The sequence below is a fragment of the Alkalibacillus haloalkaliphilus C5 genome (assembly GCF_000269905.1).
In the GTDB taxonomy this organism is placed as follows: Bacteria; Bacillota; Bacilli; order Bacillales; family Alkalibacillaceae; genus Alkalibacillus; species Alkalibacillus haloalkaliphilus_A.
Genome location: NZ_AKIF01000012.1, coordinates 1 through 21526 on the forward strand (window position 1 = coordinate 1; position 21526 = coordinate 21526).

The window sequence follows — 21526 nt, forward strand, 5'->3', positions numbered from 1 at the left end:
AAAACAGTTTTAAAGTGAGCGTGCGGGGGGTGCAAGCCATTATGGCTTAAGAATTATGGAAACCTTATCTGATCAGTTATTAATTGATTCATATTACAAGGCGAAAAACCTTAATTTAAATCATGACTTCATTCAACTAATTGAGAAAGAGTTAAAAAAGCGAAAATTAATTGATCACCTTAAAGAATCATCTTAGTTAGAGTTTCTTCCTATATATAAGTCTGTGACACTCACCGTGAGTGTCACTTTTTTATTTAATGTTCACAGAGTTTTTCTTTTCAAAGAACATAAAATATCGTTATAATGTTACTGTATTTATTGCGGCTTAGATTTTTCGAAAGGATGAAACAAGTATGATCTATGCAGTTTTTGCCCCATTATTATTTGCGGTACTTATCCCTTTCTTAAGTCGATGGAAGGAAAAAGTACATACAGGTTGGCTTATACTGGCTGTACCATTTCTGATCTTCTTGTACTTTTTACAGTTCGTAGGTCCTAACTTCGAACCACAAGTACAGTCAGTACAATGGATTCCATCTCTCGATATTTCATTATCTTTTCATTTAGATGGGTTAAGTTTATTATTTGCCTTATTAATTAGCGGTATTGGAACTTTAGTTGTTCTCTATTCAATTTATTACTTAAATCACAAGGAACAACTAGGTCATTTTTATACTTATCTTTATATTTTCATGACCGCTATGTTAGGTGTAGTACTATCAGATAATGTATTTGCTCTATATGCGTTCTGGGAGTTTACATCGATTTCGTCATTTTTACTAATTGGTTACTGGCATTACCGTGAACGTTCACGTTATGGTGCATTAAAATCAATGTTAATCACAGTACTCGGTGGCTTCAGTTTACTTGCAGGTATTATCCTTCTAACTATAGTTACTGGAACTACTAGTATTCGTGAAATGGTTGCACAAGCAGATGTTATTGTAGACAGCCATTATTTTCCTTTTATTTTAGCGTTCTTATTACTTGGTGCATTTACCAAATCTGCACAATTTCCGTTTCACATTTGGTTACCAGATGCGATGGAAGCACCAACGCCAGTTAGTGCCTATTTACACTCAGCTACAATGGTTAAAGCGGGTATTTATTTAATGGCTCGTTTTTCACCAATATTAGGAGGAGAACCAAACTTTTTCTTCTTACTAAGTTTATTTGGTATCGTGACATTAGTTTGGGGTTCTTTCATGGCTGTAAGACAAACAGATCTAAAAGGAATCTTAGCTTACTCAACAATCAGTCAATTAGGTATGATTATGGCTATGTTAGGGTTTGGAACAGACATCGCCTTATTTGCCGCAGTCTTTCACATTTTAAACCATGCAACTTTCAAAGGTAGTTTGTTCATGGTTGCTGGTATAGTAGACCACGAAACAGGTACGCGAGACATTCGAAAACTTGGTGGTCTTATGACATTTATGCCGATTTCGTTTACATTAGCGATCTTCGGTACATTCTCAATGGCTGGTGTCCCACTACCATTCTTAAACGGTTTCTACAGTAAAGAAATGTTTTTTGATGCGACATTGGTTAACAGTGCATCTGGGCCATTTATGGAAGCCTTGGTCGCCGCTTTACCTGTATTAGCTGTAATTGGTAGTATCTTTACATTTGTTTACTCGATGTATCTATTCTTCGGCACATTTACTGGTAAATATAAAGAAGATGAGTTACCACAAACACCACATGAAGCACCTAAAATGATGCTTCTTCCACCATTTATTTTAATACTTGGTGTTATTACAATTGGTTTATTCCCTGAAATGTTTAATCAAGGGTTAATTACGCATGCTGCTGATGCAGTATTCGGTGCTGAAAATAATAAAGACATTTATTTCTGGCACGGCTTAGTTCCTGCATTCTACATGTCAGTAGCTGTAGTGGTATTAGGGATCGTTCTTTATCTTACAAAGAGCAAATGGGAAGGCATTTATTCAGTCTTACCAGGACGCTTAAGTTTTAACCGTGTATATGATTGGTTAATCGAAAACATCGAAACTGGTTCAAATAAGATTACAACTTCTTATATGACAGGTTCATTAAGATTTTACATGGTTCTAGTTATCACAGCGATTTTTGCTATTACGTTAGGTGTATTAATTCAAACAAACGGTGTTAACTTTGAAGTTACAGACGTTGCACCAATTACAACGAAAGAGCTGATTGTAGCAGCTATTATGGCTATTGCTGCGATTGCAACGATCTTTGTTCATAACAGAATAGCGATTATTCTTATAGTAGGTGTAATTGGTTATGGATTAGCGATTCTTTTCGTATTCTACCGAGCACCAGACTTAGCACTTACACAATTAATCGTGGAAACAGTAACTGTTGTATTATTTATGTTATGTTTCTACCACTTACCGAACTTACAAAAATCAACAACTCCGTTACTCACTAAAGGGGTTAACATTGCAATTTCCGTTGGTTTCGGACTATTACTAATGGTTATTGGTGTAAGCGCGTATAACAGTCGTGCGTTTGATTCAATTGCAGATTACTATATTGAAAATGCCGATCCTCTAGGAGGCGGTTACAATATGGTAAACGTAATCCTTGTTGACTTCCGAGGAATCGATACATTGTTTGAGGTAGCCGTTTTATTCGGAGCAGCATTAGCGATTATCGCTATGATTAAACTTCGCCGAGATAAGGGGGCGAAATAAATGGAGATTATTATGATAGGATTAGCATCGATTTTATTCGGTGCTGGTATATACAATCTATTACAAAAACAACTACTAAGAATTGTTGTTGGAACAGTATTAATTTCACACGGGGCACACTTATACTTCTTAACGATGGCTCAATTAAAACGAGGTGCTCCTCCATTAGTTGTAGATGGAGTTACGGAATATACTGACCCATTACCACAGGCATTAGTCCTTACAGCGATTGTAATTGCCTTTGGTGTAACAAGTTTCTTATTAGTGTTAGCATATCGTACTTATACGGTAAATAAGACAGATAATATGGAAGAATTGCGAGGTAGTGATCATGAATAATTTAATATTTTTGCCTATAGTCCTACCACTTATTGCAAGTGTTATCGCTGCGTTCTTTCCTAAAAAGCTTAACTTATCACGTAAGTTTGCTCAAATTACGTCTGTCATATTAACTATTATGACAGCTGCATTAACTTGGCATGTATTAACAAACGGTATTATTGTTGTTCAATCCGGCGGTTGGGAAGCACCTTTCGGAATCTCAATCGTTGGAGATGGCCTATCCATGGTTTTAGTTATGACGACTTATATCATTGGTACTGCTGCTGTCTTTTATGCTCCATCAGTACTAGATAAGCAACAAGAAAGTTTTTACTTCTATGCATTTTTCTTCTTGCTTATCTCAGGAGTTGTTGGTGCATTTATGACGGGTGATTTGTTTAACCTTTTCGTATTCTTTGAAGTGATGTTAATTGCTTCATACGGGTTAATCGTACTTGGTAATGGTAAGGTACAGTTAAGAGAATCGATGAAATATGTATTGTTTAATGTTTTCTCTTCTATGCTGTTCGTTGTCGCAATTGCATTTATATATGCGATTACAGGTACAGTAAACTTTGCTCAATTAGCAGAACGCGTCGAGTATGTAGAACAAGCAGGAATCTTAACAACAGTAGCGATTATTTTATTCTTTGTATTCGCCGTTAAAGCTGCTATATTCCCTCTATACTACTGGTTACCAAATTCCTATGTGGTTCCTAATGCTGTAGTATCAGCATTATTCGGTGCATTACTAACTAAGGTAGGGATTTACTCAATATTAAGAGTGTTTACATTAATTTTCGTACATGATACGGGAGTAACACACCAAATTTTCATTTGGTTAGCAATGTTTACGATGTTATTTGGTGTCATTGGTGCACTCTCGACAAATAATGTGAAACTTATCATCACGTATAATATTATCCCTGCAGTTGGTTTCATGTTAATGGGTATTGGCCTTTATACCGAAGACGCAATTGCTGGCTCCGTTTACTATTTAATGCACGACATGGTTATTAAAGGAGCATTATTCTTCTTAATCGGGGCATTAATAGTTGCAGCTGGCACAAAAGATTTAAGAGAGATGAGCGGTGTTATTCAGAAGTTCCCGTTACTCGGTGGATCTTCTTCGTTGCCTCTTTAATTTTAGCTGGAGTACCACCATTCAGTGGGTTTATTGGAAAAATATTATTATTACGTGGTGGTTTAGAACAGGAAGAGTTCTTACTCGTCATTGTAGCCTTAATTTCAAGTTTACTAATCTTGTTCTCAATGATGCGTATTTTCATTCGAGGATTTTGGGGCGACTTAATGGATAACATCTCTGATGATCGTAAGCGAGTACGCAACTTAACAATCCCTGGTGTCGTCTTAGTCAGCATTTCTATTTTCTTAGGAGTAGGTGCAGAGGCTGTATATCCTCACGTTGAAACAATCGCAAATATGCTAATGGACAGAACAGAATACATTAGTTCTGTTTTAAAGGAGTAGTGTGATATGGCCATACAGATTATTTTTAACTTATTAATCGCGGTTATGTGGATGTTCTTAAGTGAAACGTATACAGTACTTTCATTTTTCATCGGTTTATTTATCGGTATGGGTTTACTGTTTTTCCTAAGACGATTTGTACCAGACATCTTTTATGTCGTTCGTTTGTATAGAATTATAAAATTAAATTTGATCTTTTTACGTGAATTGATTTTATCAAGTGTAAGTATCGTAGCACTGGCGTATAAGCCTAAATTGGACATTGAACCTGGTATATTTGCTTTACCTATAGAGCTAAAGAGCAGTTGGGAAATTGCGCTTTTAGGTAATTTAATCTCATTAACTCCAGGAACGTTATCAGTTGCAGTAGCAGATGATAACTCAAAAATCTACATTCATGCGATGGACCTTCCAGATGTGGAAGCGTCCATCACTGAGATTAAAGAAACATTTGAAAAAGCAATTATGGAGGTGACACGATAAATGCTTAACGAATTCGGCGCACAAATGTTGGATGTTGTCTTATGGATTAGCTTTGTTGGTGTCACAATATCCATTTTTATTTTAGTTTATAGAACCATTATGGGCCCTACAAACCCTGATCGAGCTGTAGCTTTAGATGCGATTGGTATCAATATGATGGCCTTAGTTGGCTTACAAGCGATTAACTTAGGTACTGATCGATTAAATGACGTTGTTCTATTAATCGGCATTCTATTGTTCATAGGTACGATCGCCATAGCGAAATTCTTAGAAAAGGGTGTTATCATTGATCGACATAATCATTAGTCTATTGTTATTGCTAGGGACATTTTTTATCCTTTCTGGCTCATTAGGAATATTACGATTCCCTGACGTTTATACAAGATTGCACGCAGCGACTAAAGCCGCAACACTTGGTGTAGCTGGTGTACTTCTAGGTTCATTTCTATACCTTTTATTTGATCAAGGTATTGTAAGTGGTAAATTATTATTAGGTATAGTATTCGTATTAATCACAGCTCCCATTAGTGGACACATGATCTCAAGAGCCGCATATAATTCTGGTGTCGAGTTGTGGGATAAAACGAAGCGTGACCATTTAAAAAACGAATCGAAATAAGCTTATAAATAGCCTCATATCAAAAGAAACACCAATTACAAGGGTTTTATCCCTTATAATTGGTGTTTTTCTTTACAGAAGGAATTCTAGAGGCTTTAACCATGTTGATCATTTTTTTTTAATTATTTTATGTGTACACGCACATTTATCTTCATCAGCCATACAATTAACTATAGGCAACAACCCATCACGATTTGGAGTTGATGACATGATTAGTTTATTGAAGTTGCTTGCCCTCATTTTTCAAAACCCCTATTTATTTATCGCTTATGTAAAAGGAAATGCATTTCCACAACCTTTATCTCCTGAAGAAGAAAAGCACTATTTACAAAAATGGCAAGAAGGTGACTTAGATGCTAGAAACAAACTTATTGAGCACAATTTAAGGCTAGTAGCTCACATTGCCAAAAAATATGAACAAAACAAAGAGGACCAAGAAGACTTAATATCTATAGGGACAATTGGTCTTATTAAAGGTGTAGAAAGTTTTTCTTTAGACAAAGGTACAAAGCTTGCTACATATGTTGCAAGGTGTATTGACAACGAAATTCTAATGTTTTTAAGGTCTTCAAAAAAGAGTAATAAAGATGTCTCATTACAAGATCCAATTGGCCATGACAAAGAAGGAAATGAGATTAGCTTGATTGATGTGTTAAAATCTGATTCACCTGACCTTACTGAAAAAATACAAACAGCTATAGAGATCGAGCAGATTTTTCAATACATTCATTTATTAGATGAACGCGAAAAAGAAGTAATCGCAAAACGTTATGGACTTGGTAATCAAGAAGAGTATACACAGCGTGAGATTGCTAAATCACTTAGTATATCTCGTAGTTATGTTTCTAGAATTGAAAAAAGAGCTTTAATGAAAATGTTTCACGCCTTTTACAGAGAAGAAGAGAGAAAAAAGAAAAATAACCAAGCGAAGTAGGCCATCAACCCACTCAATCATATAAAAAATTTCATAGCTTATCAGTAAGAACGACTAAAGGAGAGTGGGACTATATGTATTATTATGGTCAACCATCGTACCCACCTTACCCGTTATATCACCATCATGGCCACTCAAACTTCGGTTATGCATTATTAATCATCTCTCTACTGTTGCTTCTAATATGTGGTGGTTACTATTGGTATACAGTATATTGTTAACATTTTTTAGGGGCTAGGCTTATGAGTTGCAAATCAATCTATTCAAAGCTTAAAAAAGCACAGCTAACAATTTTACAAGATAGCTGTGCTTTTTAAGGTTGGCTATTTTAATATTTCTAAAATAAATGATGCACTGTTTTTGGCTGCGCGATCTAAATACTCTTTAAACGAGACATTAGATTCTTTACCAGCAATGTCTGACAGTGAACGAATTATTAAACAAGGGGTATCGTACTGATAACACACTTGCGCGATTGATACAGCTTCCATCTCTAGTGCTTTAATACTTGGAAAACGTTTACTTACCTCTGTAACACGACCTAAGTCTGACATAAACGAGTCACCAGTACCTATTAACCCTTTTGTCACTTTTACATCGCTCGGTAGTACTTCCTTAACTTTTTCTGCTTTATTAACTAGTTGTTCGTGTGAAGGAAACGTCTCAGGCATTTGTGGAATTTGCCCATAATTATAACCAAACCCTGTTGCATCTGCATCGTGGTGAAGTGTTTCTGTTCCAATTACGATGTCTCCTACATTTAAATCAGGATCTACACCGCCTGATGACCCTGTATTAATAACATAATCTGGTGCAAAACGTTCATGTAATATCGTTGTTGAGATGGCTGCATTTACTTTACCAATACCAGATTGAAGTAACACTACTTCTTGCCCTGCATACTCACCTATGTAAAATTTACAATTAGCAACAACAAGTTCCTCAGTAATATCAACTTGTGACTTTAACCAATCTAATTCTTCTTCCATAGCTCCAATTATACCGTATTTCATTGTTGTACAACCTGCCTTTATTTATTCTTCATCATCTTCTGAAGTGTCTTCTTCTTCGTTTTCATCATCACTACCATAGTCAGGATGTTGATCATTTTCATATAGCTCTTCTACTTTCTTGGGTTGCCAACCTTCATGTTCAATCCAATCTAAATATACACGATAAATCTCTTGTTGTGCTGAATCTGTAACAGTACCTATCACTTGGTTAGCTACACCACCACTTTCCAACCTCCAAAAGATAATATCATCCTCTGACATACTTGTAGCATATATAATGGCTTGTTCCATTTCTTCACGATCTTGTGTACCTTCACTGAATTGTGTTGTGTGCGGTTCTTCTTGTTCAGTACCAATCGGATCCCAATTACGTTCAAAAACACGAACAACATTATCTTCATCAGATTCATATACATGCTCTTCTTCAGATTCTTGTTCATTATCTTCTTCTTCTGTCGATTCATCAGTCGTTGATTCTTCTTGTTCTGAGGATTGCTCCTCTTCATCTTCAGTCACTTCATTTTCGTCATGATCTTCCTCATCTACAGATGTGTTTTGTTCAGTTTGTTCTTCTTCTACTTCGTCGTCGCCTCCGAAGATCCAGAAAGCAATCAAAACAACAAATAATATAATGATAGCCCATATTAGTATATTCATTGTTTTCGTATTTTTACGGCGCTTTTCAAAACGTTCAGATCGAGAATATTGATGATCCACAAGGTTCCCCTCCTCAATGAATTCAATTAACTTTATGATATTTCGGAATTCCTTTTATTTGGTAAATAGTCCTACACAATGCTGTGTAGGACTACTTGATGTTTACTTCACTTCTTTAATTTTCACTTCAAATTCTCCACCTGGCGTTTGAACCATAGCTTGGTCACCGACTCTTTTGCCAAGTAAGCTTTGTGCCATTGGAGAGTCATTTGAAATACGTCCTTCAAAAGGATCAGCTTCCGCACTACCAACGATTTGATACTCTTCTTCATCGCCATCAGGTAATTCTTCAAAAACAACCGTTTTTCCTAGCTGAACTACTTCATTGTTATCTTCATCATTTTCAATAATAACTGCATAACGAATCATATTTTCTAATTGAGAAATACGTGATTCAACGAAAGCTTGTTCATCTTTTGCTGCATCGTACTCAGAGTTCTCAGAAAGGTCACCGAAGCTTCTTGCTACCTTAATACGCTCAACTACTTCTGGGCGCCTTACGGTTTTTAACTCTTCTAATTCATCTTCTAACTTTTGTTTCCCCTCTTCAGTCATATAATAGCTTTTCTCTTCTGCCATGACTTAACACTCCTTTTAAATTCAGTTCTCTGTTTCAATTATTACTTAAATATATGATGAGAATCTATATTTGCTTTTGATCAATAATGCTTTTTACTTTTGTTGATAATAGATCAATGGCAACATGATTTTGTCCGCCTTCTGGAATAATAATATCAGCATAACGTTTAGCGGGTTCTACAAACTGCAAATGCATAGGTCTGACAACGTTTATATACTGATCCATAACAGATTCTAGTGTCCTGCCACGTTCTTTTATATCCCGCATCATTCTTCTAATAATTCTAATATCAGCATCCGTATCCACAAATACTTTTATATCCATCATATTACGTAATCTTTCGTCTTCTAATACTAAAATTCCTTCTAAAATTATAACTTCTTGTGGATCAATTTTAATTGTTTCATCAGAACGAGTGTGAAGTTCATAATTATAGACCGGTTTTTCTACCGGTTGGCGCTTCGATAAGCTTTTTAAATGATCACGTAATAGTTCATGATCAAAGGCCAAAGGATGGTCATAATTTGTATTTAAACGTTCTTCAAATGGTATATGTGATTGATCCTTGTAATATGAATCTTGTTCTAACATTAAAATTGATGTATTTTCGAACTGTTCGCAAATAGTGCGAGTAACAGTTGTCTTCCCAGAACCTGTCCCACCTGCTACACCAATAATAATCGGCTTATCATTCAATGTATGAGTACTCCCTTCCCACATGTCATATCTAGTTAGTTTTTAAAGCAATAGCAATTCCATCTCCAGTTTCAATAATCGTTGTTTGATATTGAGGATGGTCTAATAACCACTCATTAAATGACGCAATCTTTTCTCCGATTTTAACAAATCGTTTGTTGTCTTGTTTCTCTTTTGAAACATACCCCTTAAATAGCACATTGTCAACTACTAACAAACTACCTTTTGATAAGAGTGGCGTAATTTTTTCTACGTAATTTATATACTCACCTTTAGCAGCATCAATAAAAGCTAAATCAAAACGTTCTGTCGTAAATCGATAATCGATCCAATTTAATGCATCATCTAAATCAATATGGATTCTGTCTTCAAGATTAGCTTTTTGAATATACTGTTTAGCAGTTTCATATCTTCTTTCATCACGTTCAACGGTGTACACTTGTACATCAGGCATGCTACTTGCCATTTGAATTGCAGAATAACCAATGGCAGAACCAATTTCAATTATATTGTTAGATTGATGTATTCGAATTAACTGCTTTAAGTATTCAATACCATCTTTCTCCATAATTGGAACGTTATTTTCAATTGCATATTGTTCCATCGATGCGATTAGAGGGTTAGATTCATCATTATATAAAGACTGCACGTATTGCTTTGTTTTATTCATTTCTAAACCTCCATCAAGGGTTTAACCATTTCATTCCTATACAATTTAAATATTTTACCATAAAAAAAGATGGGAATGCGAATGATTTTACGCACTCCCTTTTAATTTTTAATCTTCTTCGTCTTCGTCATCTCTAGCGGTCGATGTTCTTCTATATTTTGCTGGTGTTCTTCATATGTTTCTGCAAAATAGTTTTCACCATCATAAGAGGCCACAAAGTATAAATAATCGTGATACTCTGGGTTGACTGCTGCCCTTAATGCACTTTCATGAAAACTTGCAATAGGGCCTGGAGGTAAGCCAGTGTATTCATATGTGTTATAAGGATTGTCATATTCTAAATGTTCATATAACACACGCTGATGGTGCTCTCCCATTGCATATAATACAGTAGGGTCAGTTTGTAATGCCATCTGCGGCTCTTCATTCAAACGATTATGGAAGACACCAGAAATTTTCAAACGGTCGTCCTCACCTACAGCCTCTAATTCAATAATTGAAGCTAAAGTTAATGCCTCATGAATTGACATCCCTCTTGCATCCATGTCATCAATATATTCGTATACTCTGTTCTGAGTCTGTTGAAGCATTTTATCGACAACTTCTTCTACTGAAGGATCTTCTTCATGGAAATCATAAGTAATAGCGTATAAGTACCCTTCTAACGGATACCTTACGTCTTCATGTAAGATATCTTCAGTTAATAACCCTGAATATTCTTCCATTAGAGATTCGATATATTCTTCATCTGTCATATATTCCATGAACTCATCTTCTTCAATGGATGTCTCGTTAGCTAAAATCTCAGCAATGCGTTCAATGTTTGAGCCTTCAGGAATAGTGATAGAAAATAGTGGCTCAAGCATAATACGTCCTGTCTTTAATGACTCAATAATTTCGTCAAGTTCAAGGCTTCTAGATAAAGTATACTCCCCTGCTTGGAAGCCTGATTCATTTTTAAACGTCACATATGTTTGAAAGATCGTAGCATTATTAATAATGTCGTTCTCTTCCAAAACCTCTGCGATATCACCCACATTTGACCCCATTGGAATCTCCACTTCTACAAGCTCATCATCTTCTGGGTCAACAGGGCTTAAACCTTCACTAACATAATTGTATATAAAGTAACCAGCGATACCAAATACAATTAGAGCAACTAAGATTACGATTAAGACGACTTTTCTAACGATTCCCGCTTCCTTAGCTCGCTCCTGCTTTATACTGTTATAATCATTGGAAGGTGACAAAATACTTCCCCCTTCTTTACCTTTCTTTTATACCAATAAAAAGTATAAAAGAAAACGGCTTTTTTTTCTATCATTGTCACTAAATTATTTATTTTTTAAAATAAAAACGAAACACTAATCGTATTTTACCACACGATTAGTGTTTCGTTATATCAATAAACATTAAACTATTGTCTAGTTAGACTCATCATCAGATTCTGTAAATGTAGCTAACATTTCTTCGACCATTTCCCATTCTTCATCCGTTTCAATTTGGTATAAAGTCAGGTCATCAGGGTCATCTTCTTTTTCTTCAAAGCGGAAAGCGAATACTTCTACTTCCTCTTCTTCAGCTTGTTCAGCTGGAACCGCTACTAAGTACGATCTTTCAGTATGGTCTACATCAAATGTAAATAAAACATCAAATAAATGTTCTTCTCCTGACTCGTCAGGGATAATAATTCGCTCTTTCTCCTGCATCAGTTACACTCCTTTTAGCGGTTTGAATCGAGATAACCTTGTAAGATTATCATCGCCGCCATTTTATCAATTACTTTTTTTCGCTTTTGACGACTCATGTCAGCATCTAGTAATACACGTTCAGCTGCCATTGTCGTTAAACGTTCATCCCACATGACAACAGGTAGTGAAAATTGTTCTTCTAAATAAGCTGCAAATTGCTGACATGCTTCACCACGTTCTCCAATTGTACCATTCATATTCTTCGGTAGACCAACGACAACTTTACTGATCTCATACTCATCAATAAGTTGTTGAAAGCGATCTTTAACTGACGCGAATTCTGATTCATCCCAATGGATTGTTTCAATACCTTGGGCAGTAAAATGTAACGCATCTGATACTGCAACACCAATTGTTTTTTCACCGACATCTAAGCCCAATATTTTCATGTAAAATCCTCTTTATTTTTTATTCGTCTGCAAATAGTTCTTTACAACTTCTTCGATAATTTCATCTCTTTCTATTTGTGAGATCAAATTACGAGCATCATTGTGTCGAGGGATATACGCAGGGTCACCTGATAATAAGTAACCGACTATTTGGTTGATTGGATTGTATCCTTTCTCTTCCAATGAACTATAAACTTGATGTAAAATTTCGTTTACTAATTGTTCTTGTGAGTCATCTGAAAACTGAAATTTCATAGTGTGATCGTTCGACATTTTCAATCCCCCTCAAACCACTTTAACTCCATTATATACCTAAAAGCTACGAAGTTAAAACAGTTTTAATATAATCTTTCGCCGACGCTAGGGCTTCATCAATTTTTTCCGGTTGTTTACCGCCAGCTTGTGCCATGTCTGGACGGCCTCCACCGCCGCCACCACATCTTGTTGCAGCTTCTTTAATAACGTGACCTGCATGAAATCCTCGATCGACTAAATCTTTAGAAACACCTGAAGCTAATTGTACCTTGTCACCATTCTCCATTGCTAATAATATGATGCCTGAATCAACTTTTTGCTTTAATTCATCGACCATATTTCGTAAAGCGTTCATATCACTGACATCGACTTTTTGTGCTAAAAGATTAACATCATCAATTGTTTCAACTTCATCTAAGATGTTAGCTGATTCAACATTGGCTAGTTTCGCTGAAAGGGATTCATTTTCCTTTTGTAAGGCTTTTATTTCTTGGAAAAGTGTATCAATTCTTTGTGGTACTTGTTCAGTTTTAGTCTTCAACTTGTGAGCTGCATCATTTAGTAACTGTTCTCTACCTTGATAATACTCATAAGCTCCAGGACCAGTACACGCCTCTATTCTACGTGTTCCTGCACCGATCCCTGTTTCTTGAGTAACCTTGAATAGACCGATCTCTGCTGTGTTATCAACGTGGCAACCTCCACAAAGCTCAATACTGTAATCATCAACAGCTACTACTCTTACTTCTTCACCATATTTAGCGTCAAATAATGCCATTGCTCCCATTTGCTTAGCTTCGTCTAATGACTTCTTCATGATTGATACTGGAATAGAAGCCCACACTTTCTCATTTACAATCGTTTCAATTTGTTGTAATTCCTCTTCTGATACAGAATTGAAGTGTGTAAAGTCAAAACGTAAACGGTCAGGAGCAACTAATGAACCCGCTTGATTGACGTGATCACCTAACACATCTTTTAAAGCTTGGTGTAACAAATGTGTTGCTGTATGGTTTTTAATTACTTGCTGACGGTCATAACGCGTCACTTCAGCTGAAGCTGATTGTCCAGTTTGTAACGACCCTTCAATCACATCAACTTGATGTAAATTTTGGCCATTTGGACCTTTTTGAACATCCATCACTGAAGCTTTACCAGTTTCCGTCGTAATTATTCCTTTGTCTGCAATTTGTCCACCGCTTTCAGCATAAAATGGCGTTTGAGCAAGGACTAACGTTACAACATCACCAGATTGTACTTCATCAATCAAATCTGAATCTTTTACAATAACATCTAAAGTCGTATCAACTGCTAATTGATCATAACCTACAAACTCACTTTTCGTATGGATCTGTTGTAACACTTGGTCTTGGACTTGCATCGAATCAACTTTTTGCCTTGCTTCACGTGCACGGTCACGTTGTTTTTTCATTTCTTTCTCGAAACCTTGTTCATCAATAGAAAAGCCTTCTGCTTGAACATATTCTTCTGTTAACTCTTTTGGAAATCCATAAGTATCATATAGTGTAAATACTTCTTCGCCAGGAAAGACGTTACTTCCTTTTTCTTTTTCTGTTTTCATAACTTTTTCTAGTATTGCTAAACCTTCTTGAAGCGTTTCATGGAAACGTTGCTCTTCTTTTTTCATTACTTCTTTTATAAAGTCTTTTTTCCCATGAACCTCTGGGTAAAATTCAAACATAATGTCTGCAACTTCATCCACTAATTGATACATGAATGGTTCATTAATATTTAAATCTTTAGCAAATCTAATGGCACGACGTAGTAACCTTCTTAATACATAACCACGACCTTCATTTGATGGTAGTGCACCATCCCCAATTGCAAAAGCTACTGTTCTAACGTGGTCAGCAATTACTTTGAATGCTGTACCTTGTCTTGTGTATTGACCATATGTGACGTTAGAGATCTTCTCAGTACGTTCAATAATCGGTTTAAACAAATCCGTTTCAAAGTTCGTGTTCGTATCTTGAATAACAGATACAATTCTTTCTAACCCCATACCTGTATCAATATTTTTCTTAGGAAGTGGTGTGTACGTATCATCAGGGTTATGGTTAAATTGTGAAAACACTAAGTTCCAAATTTCTAAGTAGCGCTCATTTTCTCCACCTGGGTATAGTTCAGGGTCATTAAGGTCATGACCATAACTTTGACCACGATCGTAAAATATTTCAGTGTTTGGGCCACTAGGTCCTTCCCCAATATCCCAGAAGTTTTCTTCAATTCGAATAATACGTTCAGCAGGGACTCCTACTTTATTTAACCAAATGTCATAAGCTTCTTCGTCTTCAGGGTGAACCGTTACAGACAGTTTTTCTTCATCGAATCCAATCCACTCATCACTCGTTAAAAACTCCCACGCCCATTTAATCGCTTCTTCTTTAAAGTAATCACCAATCGAGAAGTTACCTAACATCTCAAAAAACGTATGGTGCCTTGCTGTAAACCCTACATTTTCAATATCATTTGTTCTAATTGACTTCTGGGCATTCACTATTCTAGGATTGTCAGGGACAATTCGGCCATCAAAGTACTTCTTTAATGTTGCAACACCACTGTTAATCCATAATAAAGTTGGATCATCTTGAGGAACTAAAGAACGACTTGGCTCAACACCGTGATTCTTTTCCTTAAAAAAGTCTAAAAACATTTGCCTTACTTCATGTGATTGAAGTTGTTTCATTTTGTTACCTCCTTTTTATGTACAAAAAAATAGCCGTCTCTACACGTTACATGTAGGGACGACTATTACGCGCGGTACCACCCTAATTATAGACCTATCATCTATCATCTTAGATCACCGTAACGTGGTGAGACGTCGGCGGTTAGCCGCTCTCCGGATTAGCTTCAATGACCCTTCACTTAGCATTTATCACAGCTAATAAAATGCCTCTCTGAAAGTGGACTGTCATTTACTCGTTTCCATCATTGATTTATGTCATTGAATTAATTAACATGTTTTTCATGAAGTTATTATAGATAATCGATTTGTTAATGTCAACTTATATATGTAGCACAACCGTTCTAGCTAGAACGGTTGTGTGTGCCTTAGAGATACCTTTTTCTTAATCTTTTACCAGATTTACGAAGCTGTCTCCACATCCCACTTTTGCGTATATTATTTCGGTTACGCATAAAGTATAACGCGGCAGCTCCCATGACACCTGTTGAAATTACTCGACTCAAAGTTGTTCACCAACCTTTATCTACTGATATGGTGCATAAACCTTTCAACAAGCAAGCATTGCGCTTTTTTCTTATTCCCTACCTATTAGCAAAGAATGGTCAACCTTGCCACAGTTATTCCGAAAACAGGTCGTCTAAAGAGGAAATCGTCCCATCCTCTTGCACTTCATGCACGTGCATTTTGCCATCTTCTACGGATAGTTCTATAAAACAGTTCCAACAATAAAACTGCTGACTACCGATTATACCGATATCAGATGTTTGGCAATTTGGACAGTTCATATAAACCCCTCTTTCCTTTTTGCCTACATCCTCCCCATTTAACTTTTGTTCTATACCAATGGTACGAACATTATTAGTTTGAGCGTTCTACATAAAATCATAAGGTGAAATATCTTCCTCAAACTGTTCATCCGGCTCTAATTCACTAAGATCTTCTTCATGACGTTCATTTAAATTAAAGGCTTTGATACGTGAGACGAGACTCGTATTGCGCTCGTAAGCTTGTTGTTTTTGCATACCTTCCAAAAATACGTCATAACTGCCACAAATAATGAGAGAAGATTTACCACGTGTAATCGCTGTATAGATTAAATTTTTCACTAACATTCGCTTGAATGACCTGACAATTGGTAAAATCACAATTGGGAACTCACTACCTTGTGATTTATGAATGGAGATCGCATAAGCTAACATAATTTGGTTAAAATCTTGTCTCGTATAAGATACTTCAAGTCCTTCGAAATTAATAATTAATTCATCTTTTTTTGACTCAGCTTCCTTAGCATGTTTAATGGCGACAATTTCACCGATGTCACCATTAAAAACATCTCTCTCCGGTTGATTTACGAGTTGAATAATTTTATCACCCGTTCTAAAGACAGACTGAAAATGTTCAATTTCACGTTTACCTTCTTCTTTAGGGTTAAAGATATTTTGTAACGTTTGATTTAATTCATGTATTCCAACTTTTGTTTTATACATTGGAGCTAAGACTTGAATGTCTCTCATTGAATATCCTCTGTCGAGTGCTTTCTTAACGATCTGTTCAATCGTATTCAAAGCATAATCTGTATTTGTTTCGATAAAATTAAAATCATCTTTTTTTCCAACAGACTGCATAGGTATTTGGTTGTTTTTAATATCATGAGCTAGTTTAACGATATAAGAATCATTTTTTTGGCGATAAATTTCTTTTAGCTGACACACTGGTACGACTTTCGATTTTAATAAGTCTGCTAATACTTGTCCTGGTCCGACTGATGGTAGTTGGTCTTCATCACCAACAAAGATGACTTTCATGTCGGCAGGGACAGCTTTAAGTAAACTGTTAGCTAACCAAATATCAACCATTGAAAACTCGTCGACAATTAAAACTTTACCCTTTAGTTGGTTTCCATCGTTAAATTCAAAATGTTCTTCACCAGACCAACCGAGAAGACTATGAATTGTTCTTGCTTTTAAACCAGTTGACTCAGTTAACCTTTTAGCAGCCCTTCCAGTCGGAGCAGCTAAAACATAATCAGATTGATGTTTGTTTTCATTTTTACGAAACAGTACTTCATAACAGTGGATAATACCTTTAACAACTGTTGTTTTCCCAGTCCCAGGTCCACCTGTAAGTAACATGACCTTCTCATCTAACGCTTTTTTGACCGCTTCATATTGCTCTTCACCGTATGCAATACCTTCTTGTTCTTCAATGTCACCAATCACTTTCAACAGTTCGCTTTCGTCATAAGATGCATCTTGTTCAGTGGCTAATATTCGCGTTAATTGTGAAGCAACACCTTCTTCAGCAAAATAAAGCTGTGGTAAATAAACTCGATCATCTTCTTGTACAATTAACTCTTCATCCGTCAAAAATTTTAAGTGTTGCTCTAGTGTTTCATCGTTTTCATGACTTCGACCTTGATATAAAAGCGAATTTAATTGTTTTAACAACTGCTCTATTTCAACGTAAACATGTCCATTAGATGATTGTTGATCTAAAACATGTAGGACACCTGCTTGAATTCGAGTCGGGTGTTCATCTTTAATTCCAATAGCCTCAGCAATTTCATCAGCGCGTTGAAAGCCAAATCCTTCTACATCAAAAACAAATTGATAAGGATTTTCTTTTAATTGCTCAATCGTATTTTCATGATAAGCATGATAAAGCTTTCCAGCTAATTGTAAACCAATACCATATTTTGCTAGCTCAACAGTCACTTGCTCGAAACCTTGGTTTAATCTTAAATCTGCAATAAATTGTTTTTTAGTTTCAGGTTTTAAGCCGACAACTTGGTCAAGTTTTGCTGAATCTCTTAGTACTTCGTCGACTGCATTAATCCCTAATGTATCAACAATTTTTTGAGCCGTCTTTTGACCGATTCCATAAAATAAGTCACTTGATAAATATTTAACAAGACTTTCTTCAGTTTTCGGTAATTCTTTTTCATATGTAAACACTTGTAGTTGTTCTCCGAATTTCGGATGAACTTGTATTGTTCCATAAAAAATATAATCATTGCCATGTGTTAAAGGTGGAAAGTTACCTTTCACAACTAATTCTTCTTCATCTAATTCAAGGTCAGTATCTTGAACAGAAATAGACGCAATCGAAAATTGCGTCTGTTGATTGTGAAAGATCATGTGATTTAATTGGCCTTTAGCATATTTTTGATCAGACATGATCAGTTTCTCCTTCTATCCATCTCGCTCTTGTAATAACTGTTCGACTTGTTTCTTTGCATTTCCTGCTAATAAATGGTCTTCTTGTATAGCTAACACTTGTTCAAACTGTACAAGGGCTTTCTCTGGCTTTTCTTGATAAAGTAAGCAAACACCTTTATTGTAATAAGCATCACTATGTTCTTCATCTAATGATAAGACGACATTCATTTGTTCATAAGCTTCGTCAATCATGTTGCCATAAGCTAAAGTTAAACCGTATTGGAATTGAATATCAATATCTTCAGGACTTAACTCGCTTGCTCTTTGCATATATGGAAGTGCTAGTTTAGGCATATCTTGATTTAGTAATGACATACCTAACATGAAATAAACATCTTCATCATCTAATCCTTGCTTCATCGCATCTTGGAATTGTTTAGTCGCCTGTTGATATTGTTCTTGTTCATAATACATGTTGCCTAAACCGTAATGAGCAGCCGGTAGCTTCTCTTCTAACTCTAAGGCTTTATTATAAAATCGTTCCGCTGAATCATACTCTTGTAAATGGACTAGAAGATTAGCAAAATTAATAAACCCAACTGGATCTTCTGGATTCTCTTCAATGTAATTATTGAAAGACTGAGCAGCTTCTTCAAATTGATGATTTTGCATATATTCAATACCTTTTTGTAACTCGCTCATCTTGATTTACTCCTTTATTCTTCAAAAATAGAGAAAAAAGTCACCACTCATTGTGCTGACTTTTTATTCTGCTTAAACTTATCCTAAATGGCTTAGTAGTTGTTGTTCACGATAAACTTCATCAATTGTACCGCCACCTAAACAAACATCATCTTCGTAAAAGACGACAGCTTGCCCTGGTGTAATTGCACGTTGAGGTTCATCAAATTTAACGTTCGCTGTTCCATCCTCATTAACATAAACTGTTACACCACTATCTTTTTGACGATATCTAAACTTCGCCGTACATTTGAGAGGTTGAGTTAAGTCACGGTCAACTAACCAATTTACATCAACAGCTAATAATTCATCCGAATACAATGCTTCATGATGGAATCCTTGTCCTACATATAAAACGTTATCGGTTAAATTTTTCCCAACTACAAACCACGGATCACCTGAACCACCAATCCCAAGACCTTGCCTTTGTCCAATCGTATAATACATTAAGCCGTCATGACGACCTTTAACTTCACCTGATAAAGTTTGCATTTCACCTGGTTGAGCTGGTAAATACTCACTTAAAAATTCTTTAAAGTTTCTCTCACCGATAAAACAAATTCCTGTACTATCTTTCTTGTTGGCAGTAGCTAAATCATGCTCTTCAGCAATTTCACGTACTTCTCGTTTCGCTAAACCACCAAGCGGAAACATGATTTTAGGTAGAATGTCTTTAGAAATTTGGTTCAAGAAATAAGTTTGGTCTTTGTTATCATCCACACCACGTAACATTTCAACTTGACCCTCTTTTTCACGTACTTGCGCATAATGCCCTGTAGCTAAATAGTCTGCTCCTAAACCGACGGCATGGTCTAAGAAGGCTTTAAATTTTATTTCTTTATTACACATAACATCCGGGTTTGGTGTTCGACCTGCTTTATATTCATCTAAAAAGTATTGAAATACTTTATCCCAATATTTGCTTTCAAAGTTTACTGAGTAATAAGGAATATCTAGTTGGTTACATACACGTGCAACATCTTCATAATCTTGTGTTGCTGTACACACACCAAACTCATCAGTATCGTCCCAGTTTTTCATAAAAATCCCGACGACATCATAGCCTTGTTGCTTTAATAATAGAGCTGTAACAGATGAGTCAACACCACCTGACATTCCGACAACTACTCGAGTATTTGAACGATCTTCCATGCTCTCACCACCTTTATGATAAACTCTTTAATCGTTCGACAATCGGCTGAATCTTTTCAGCAACTTGCTTCATTTCATCTAAAGTATTATGAATCCCAAAACTAAATCGAATCGAATTATATAACCGCTCATCATCTTCACCATACATCGCTTTTAAAACGTGTGACGGGTCTATTGAACCTGCTGTACAAGCAGAACCAGACGACACTGCTATACCCGCTAAGTCTAGATTCGTTAAAAACATTTCGACCTCTGTTTTAGGGAAACTAATATTAACAATATTGGACACTCGGTTATTCAAATCCCCATTTATTGAGAACTCCATATCTTGTTTTTCTAATTGAGTAAGGAGTTCATTGAATAGATTTTGATAATGTTTATTGCGGCTTTCTCGTTCTTCCATCAATACTTTTACAGCTTGTTCGAAACCAGCAATTGCTAGAGTATTCTCTGTACCCGAACGCCACTTACGTTCTTGTTCTCCACCAAATACTTGCTGTTTTAAGTGATGTTTTTCATGTTTATATAAAAAGCCAACGCCTTTCGGGCCATAAATTTTATGCGAAGATGCTGTTAGTAGGTCTACTTTCATCTCCTGAACATCGATCTGTTGTACGCCATATGCTTGTACAGCATCAGTATGGAAAATAGCTTGATGGTCTTCTAACAATTCACCAATTTCTTGTATGGGTTGAATAACACCCACTTCATTATTAACCGACATGATCGTCACTAAAATTGTGTCGTCCCTTAATGCTTCTTTAAGCTGGTTAATATCGACTTGTCCAGTTTCATCTACAGGTAAGTACGTGATATCAAAGCCTTCACTTTCTAGCTGTTCACACGGGTGTAGTACGGCATGGTGTTCAATTTGTGTCGTAATAATATGGCGTCCATACTGTTCATTAGCATAAACACTACCGAAGATCGCTAAATTATTTGCCTCAGTACCACCACTTGTAAAGATTAACGATGTAAATGGCGCATTAATACTTTTAGCAATAGTCGTTCGCGCTTGATCTAGCAATTTTCGGCTATCTCTTCCGAAGAAGTGAATACTAGATGGATTACCAAAATGATTTTGCATAACTGTAGTCATCTGTTCTTGAACCGATTCATGTAACGGCGTTGTAGCAGCATGGTCTAAATAGATATGTGACACTTC

The 21526-nt window shown here is 36.0% G+C and carries 24 protein-coding genes, 1 pseudogene and 1 other annotated feature; of the genes and pseudogenes, 10 read left to right on the forward strand and 15 right to left on the reverse strand.

Annotated elements, in window-relative coordinates:
- Positions 1-55 precede the first annotated feature (55 nt).
- The 10 genes and pseudogenes from sda to A194_RS20175 all read left to right on the forward strand — a co-directional run bounded on the left by sda (position 56) and on the right by A194_RS20175 (position 6753).
- Complete coding sequence (gene sda / locus A194_RS16990; protein ID WP_017185295.1) at positions 56-196, forward strand: sporulation histidine kinase inhibitor Sda; 141 nt, start codon at positions 56-58, stop codon at positions 194-196.
- A gap of 157 nt (positions 197-353) precedes the next feature.
- The gene (locus A194_RS0102430) at positions 354-2684 is read left to right on the forward strand and encodes a Na+/H+ antiporter subunit A (RefSeq protein ID WP_017185296.1); all 2331 of its coding nucleotides are present in this window, start codon (positions 354-356) and stop codon (positions 2682-2684) included.
- On the forward strand, positions 2685-3023 hold the full coding sequence (locus A194_RS0102435) for a Na(+)/H(+) antiporter subunit C (RefSeq protein WP_017185297.1): 339 nt from the start codon (positions 2685-2687) through the stop codon (positions 3021-3023).
- 406 nt (positions 3024-3429) lie between these two features.
- Positions 3430-4205 (forward strand): annotated as a pseudogene (locus A194_RS21265) (proton-conducting transporter transmembrane domain-containing protein); the annotation flags it as partial.
- 111 nt (positions 4206-4316) lie between these two features.
- Positions 4317-4496 carry a hypothetical protein gene (locus A194_RS21095; RefSeq protein WP_337442931.1) on the forward strand — a complete coding sequence of 60 codons (180 nt, stop codon included), beginning with the start codon at positions 4317-4319 and terminating at the stop codon, positions 4494-4496.
- A 6-nt stretch (positions 4497-4502) separates the two neighbouring features.
- Positions 4503-4979 carry a Na+/H+ antiporter subunit E gene (locus A194_RS0102445; RefSeq protein WP_017185298.1) on the forward strand — a complete coding sequence of 159 codons (477 nt, stop codon included), beginning with the start codon at positions 4503-4505 and terminating at the stop codon, positions 4977-4979.
- Positions 4980-5285 carry a Na(+)/H(+) antiporter subunit F1 gene (locus tag A194_RS0102450; RefSeq protein ID WP_017185299.1) on the forward strand — a complete coding sequence of 102 codons (306 nt, stop codon included), beginning with the start codon at positions 4980-4982 and terminating at the stop codon, positions 5283-5285. It begins immediately after the preceding gene.
- A complete protein-coding gene (gene mnhG, locus A194_RS0102455) occupies positions 5266-5598 on the forward strand; it encodes a monovalent cation/H(+) antiporter subunit G (protein ID WP_017185300.1) in 333 nt (110 codons plus the stop codon). The genes A194_RS0102450 and mnhG overlap by 20 nt, the downstream gene beginning before the upstream one ends.
- A gap of 208 nt (positions 5599-5806) precedes the next feature.
- On the forward strand, positions 5807-6532 hold the full coding sequence (sigK, locus tag A194_RS0102460) for an RNA polymerase sporulation sigma factor SigK (protein ID WP_017185301.1): 726 nt from the start codon (positions 5807-5809) through the stop codon (positions 6530-6532).
- A 74-nt stretch (positions 6533-6606) separates the two neighbouring features.
- Positions 6607-6753 (forward strand): hypothetical protein, encoded by a 147-nt coding sequence (locus tag A194_RS20175; protein ID WP_157783018.1) that lies wholly within the window; start codon positions 6607-6609, stop codon positions 6751-6753.
- A gap of 102 nt (positions 6754-6855) precedes the next feature.
- On the opposite strand, the gene mtnN is transcribed toward A194_RS20175, so the two are convergent.
- From mtnN to A194_RS0102535, 15 genes are all read right to left on the reverse strand, one after another.
- Positions 6856-7545 carry a 5'-methylthioadenosine/S-adenosylhomocysteine nucleosidase gene (mtnN, locus tag A194_RS0102465; RefSeq protein WP_017185302.1) on the reverse strand — a complete coding sequence of 230 codons (690 nt, stop codon included), beginning with the start codon at positions 7543-7545 and terminating at the stop codon, positions 6856-6858.
- Between the two features lie 21 nt (positions 7546-7566).
- Positions 7567-8262 carry a YrrS family protein gene (locus A194_RS17000; protein ID WP_017185303.1) on the reverse strand — a complete coding sequence of 232 codons (696 nt, stop codon included), beginning with the start codon at positions 8260-8262 and terminating at the stop codon, positions 7567-7569.
- 102 nt (positions 8263-8364) lie between these two features.
- The gene (greA, locus tag A194_RS0102475; protein WP_017185304.1) at positions 8365-8841 is read right to left on the reverse strand and encodes a transcription elongation factor GreA; all 477 of its coding nucleotides are present in this window, start codon (positions 8839-8841) and stop codon (positions 8365-8367) included.
- A 64-nt stretch (positions 8842-8905) separates the two neighbouring features.
- Positions 8906-9538 carry a uridine kinase gene (gene udk / locus A194_RS0102480; protein ID WP_017185305.1) on the reverse strand — a complete coding sequence of 211 codons (633 nt, stop codon included), beginning with the start codon at positions 9536-9538 and terminating at the stop codon, positions 8906-8908.
- A gap of 31 nt (positions 9539-9569) precedes the next feature.
- Positions 9570-10208: an O-methyltransferase gene (locus A194_RS0102485; RefSeq protein ID WP_017185306.1), complete on the reverse strand. Its 639-nt coding sequence runs from the start codon at positions 10206-10208 to the stop codon at positions 9570-9572.
- A gap of 101 nt (positions 10209-10309) precedes the next feature.
- The gene (gene mltG / locus A194_RS0102490) at positions 10310-11458 is read right to left on the reverse strand and encodes an endolytic transglycosylase MltG (protein ID WP_017185307.1); all 1149 of its coding nucleotides are present in this window, start codon (positions 11456-11458) and stop codon (positions 10310-10312) included.
- Positions 11459-11632: 174 nt separating this feature from the next.
- The gene (locus A194_RS0102495) at positions 11633-11917 is read right to left on the reverse strand and encodes a DUF1292 domain-containing protein (protein WP_017185308.1); all 285 of its coding nucleotides are present in this window, start codon (positions 11915-11917) and stop codon (positions 11633-11635) included.
- 14 nt (positions 11918-11931) lie between these two features.
- Entirely contained in the window at positions 11932-12348 is a 417-nt protein-coding gene (gene ruvX, locus A194_RS0102500; protein WP_017185309.1) for a Holliday junction resolvase RuvX, read from the reverse strand.
- A gap of 12 nt (positions 12349-12360) precedes the next feature.
- Positions 12361-12621 (reverse strand): IreB family regulatory phosphoprotein, encoded by a 261-nt coding sequence (locus A194_RS0102505; RefSeq protein ID WP_017185310.1) that lies wholly within the window; start codon positions 12619-12621, stop codon positions 12361-12363.
- 46 nt (positions 12622-12667) lie between these two features.
- Positions 12668-15310: an alanine--tRNA ligase gene (gene alaS / locus A194_RS0102510; protein ID WP_017185311.1), complete on the reverse strand. Its 2643-nt coding sequence runs from the start codon at positions 15308-15310 to the stop codon at positions 12668-12670.
- Between the two features lie 51 nt (positions 15311-15361).
- Positions 15362-15565: a binding site (T-box leader), on the reverse strand.
- Positions 15566-15927: 362 nt separating this feature from the next.
- A complete protein-coding gene (locus A194_RS20465; protein ID WP_017185312.1) occupies positions 15928-16095 on the reverse strand; it encodes a hypothetical protein in 168 nt (55 codons plus the stop codon).
- 87 nt (positions 16096-16182) lie between these two features.
- Positions 16183-18486 (reverse strand): SF1B family DNA helicase RecD2, encoded by a 2304-nt coding sequence (gene recD2, locus A194_RS0102520; RefSeq protein WP_017185313.1) that lies wholly within the window; start codon positions 18484-18486, stop codon positions 16183-16185.
- 15 nt (positions 18487-18501) lie between these two features.
- Positions 18502-19170 carry a tetratricopeptide repeat protein gene (locus A194_RS0102525; protein WP_017185314.1) on the reverse strand — a complete coding sequence of 223 codons (669 nt, stop codon included), beginning with the start codon at positions 19168-19170 and terminating at the stop codon, positions 18502-18504.
- 78 nt (positions 19171-19248) lie between these two features.
- Complete coding sequence (gene mnmA / locus A194_RS0102530) at positions 19249-20361, reverse strand: tRNA 2-thiouridine(34) synthase MnmA (protein ID WP_017185315.1); 1113 nt, start codon at positions 20359-20361, stop codon at positions 19249-19251.
- 13 nt (positions 20362-20374) lie between these two features.
- Positions 20375-21523, reverse strand: coding sequence for a cysteine desulfurase family protein (locus A194_RS0102535; protein WP_017185316.1), 1149 nt, complete (start codon positions 21521-21523; stop codon positions 20375-20377).
- Between the last annotated feature and the right edge of the window lie 3 nt (positions 21524-21526).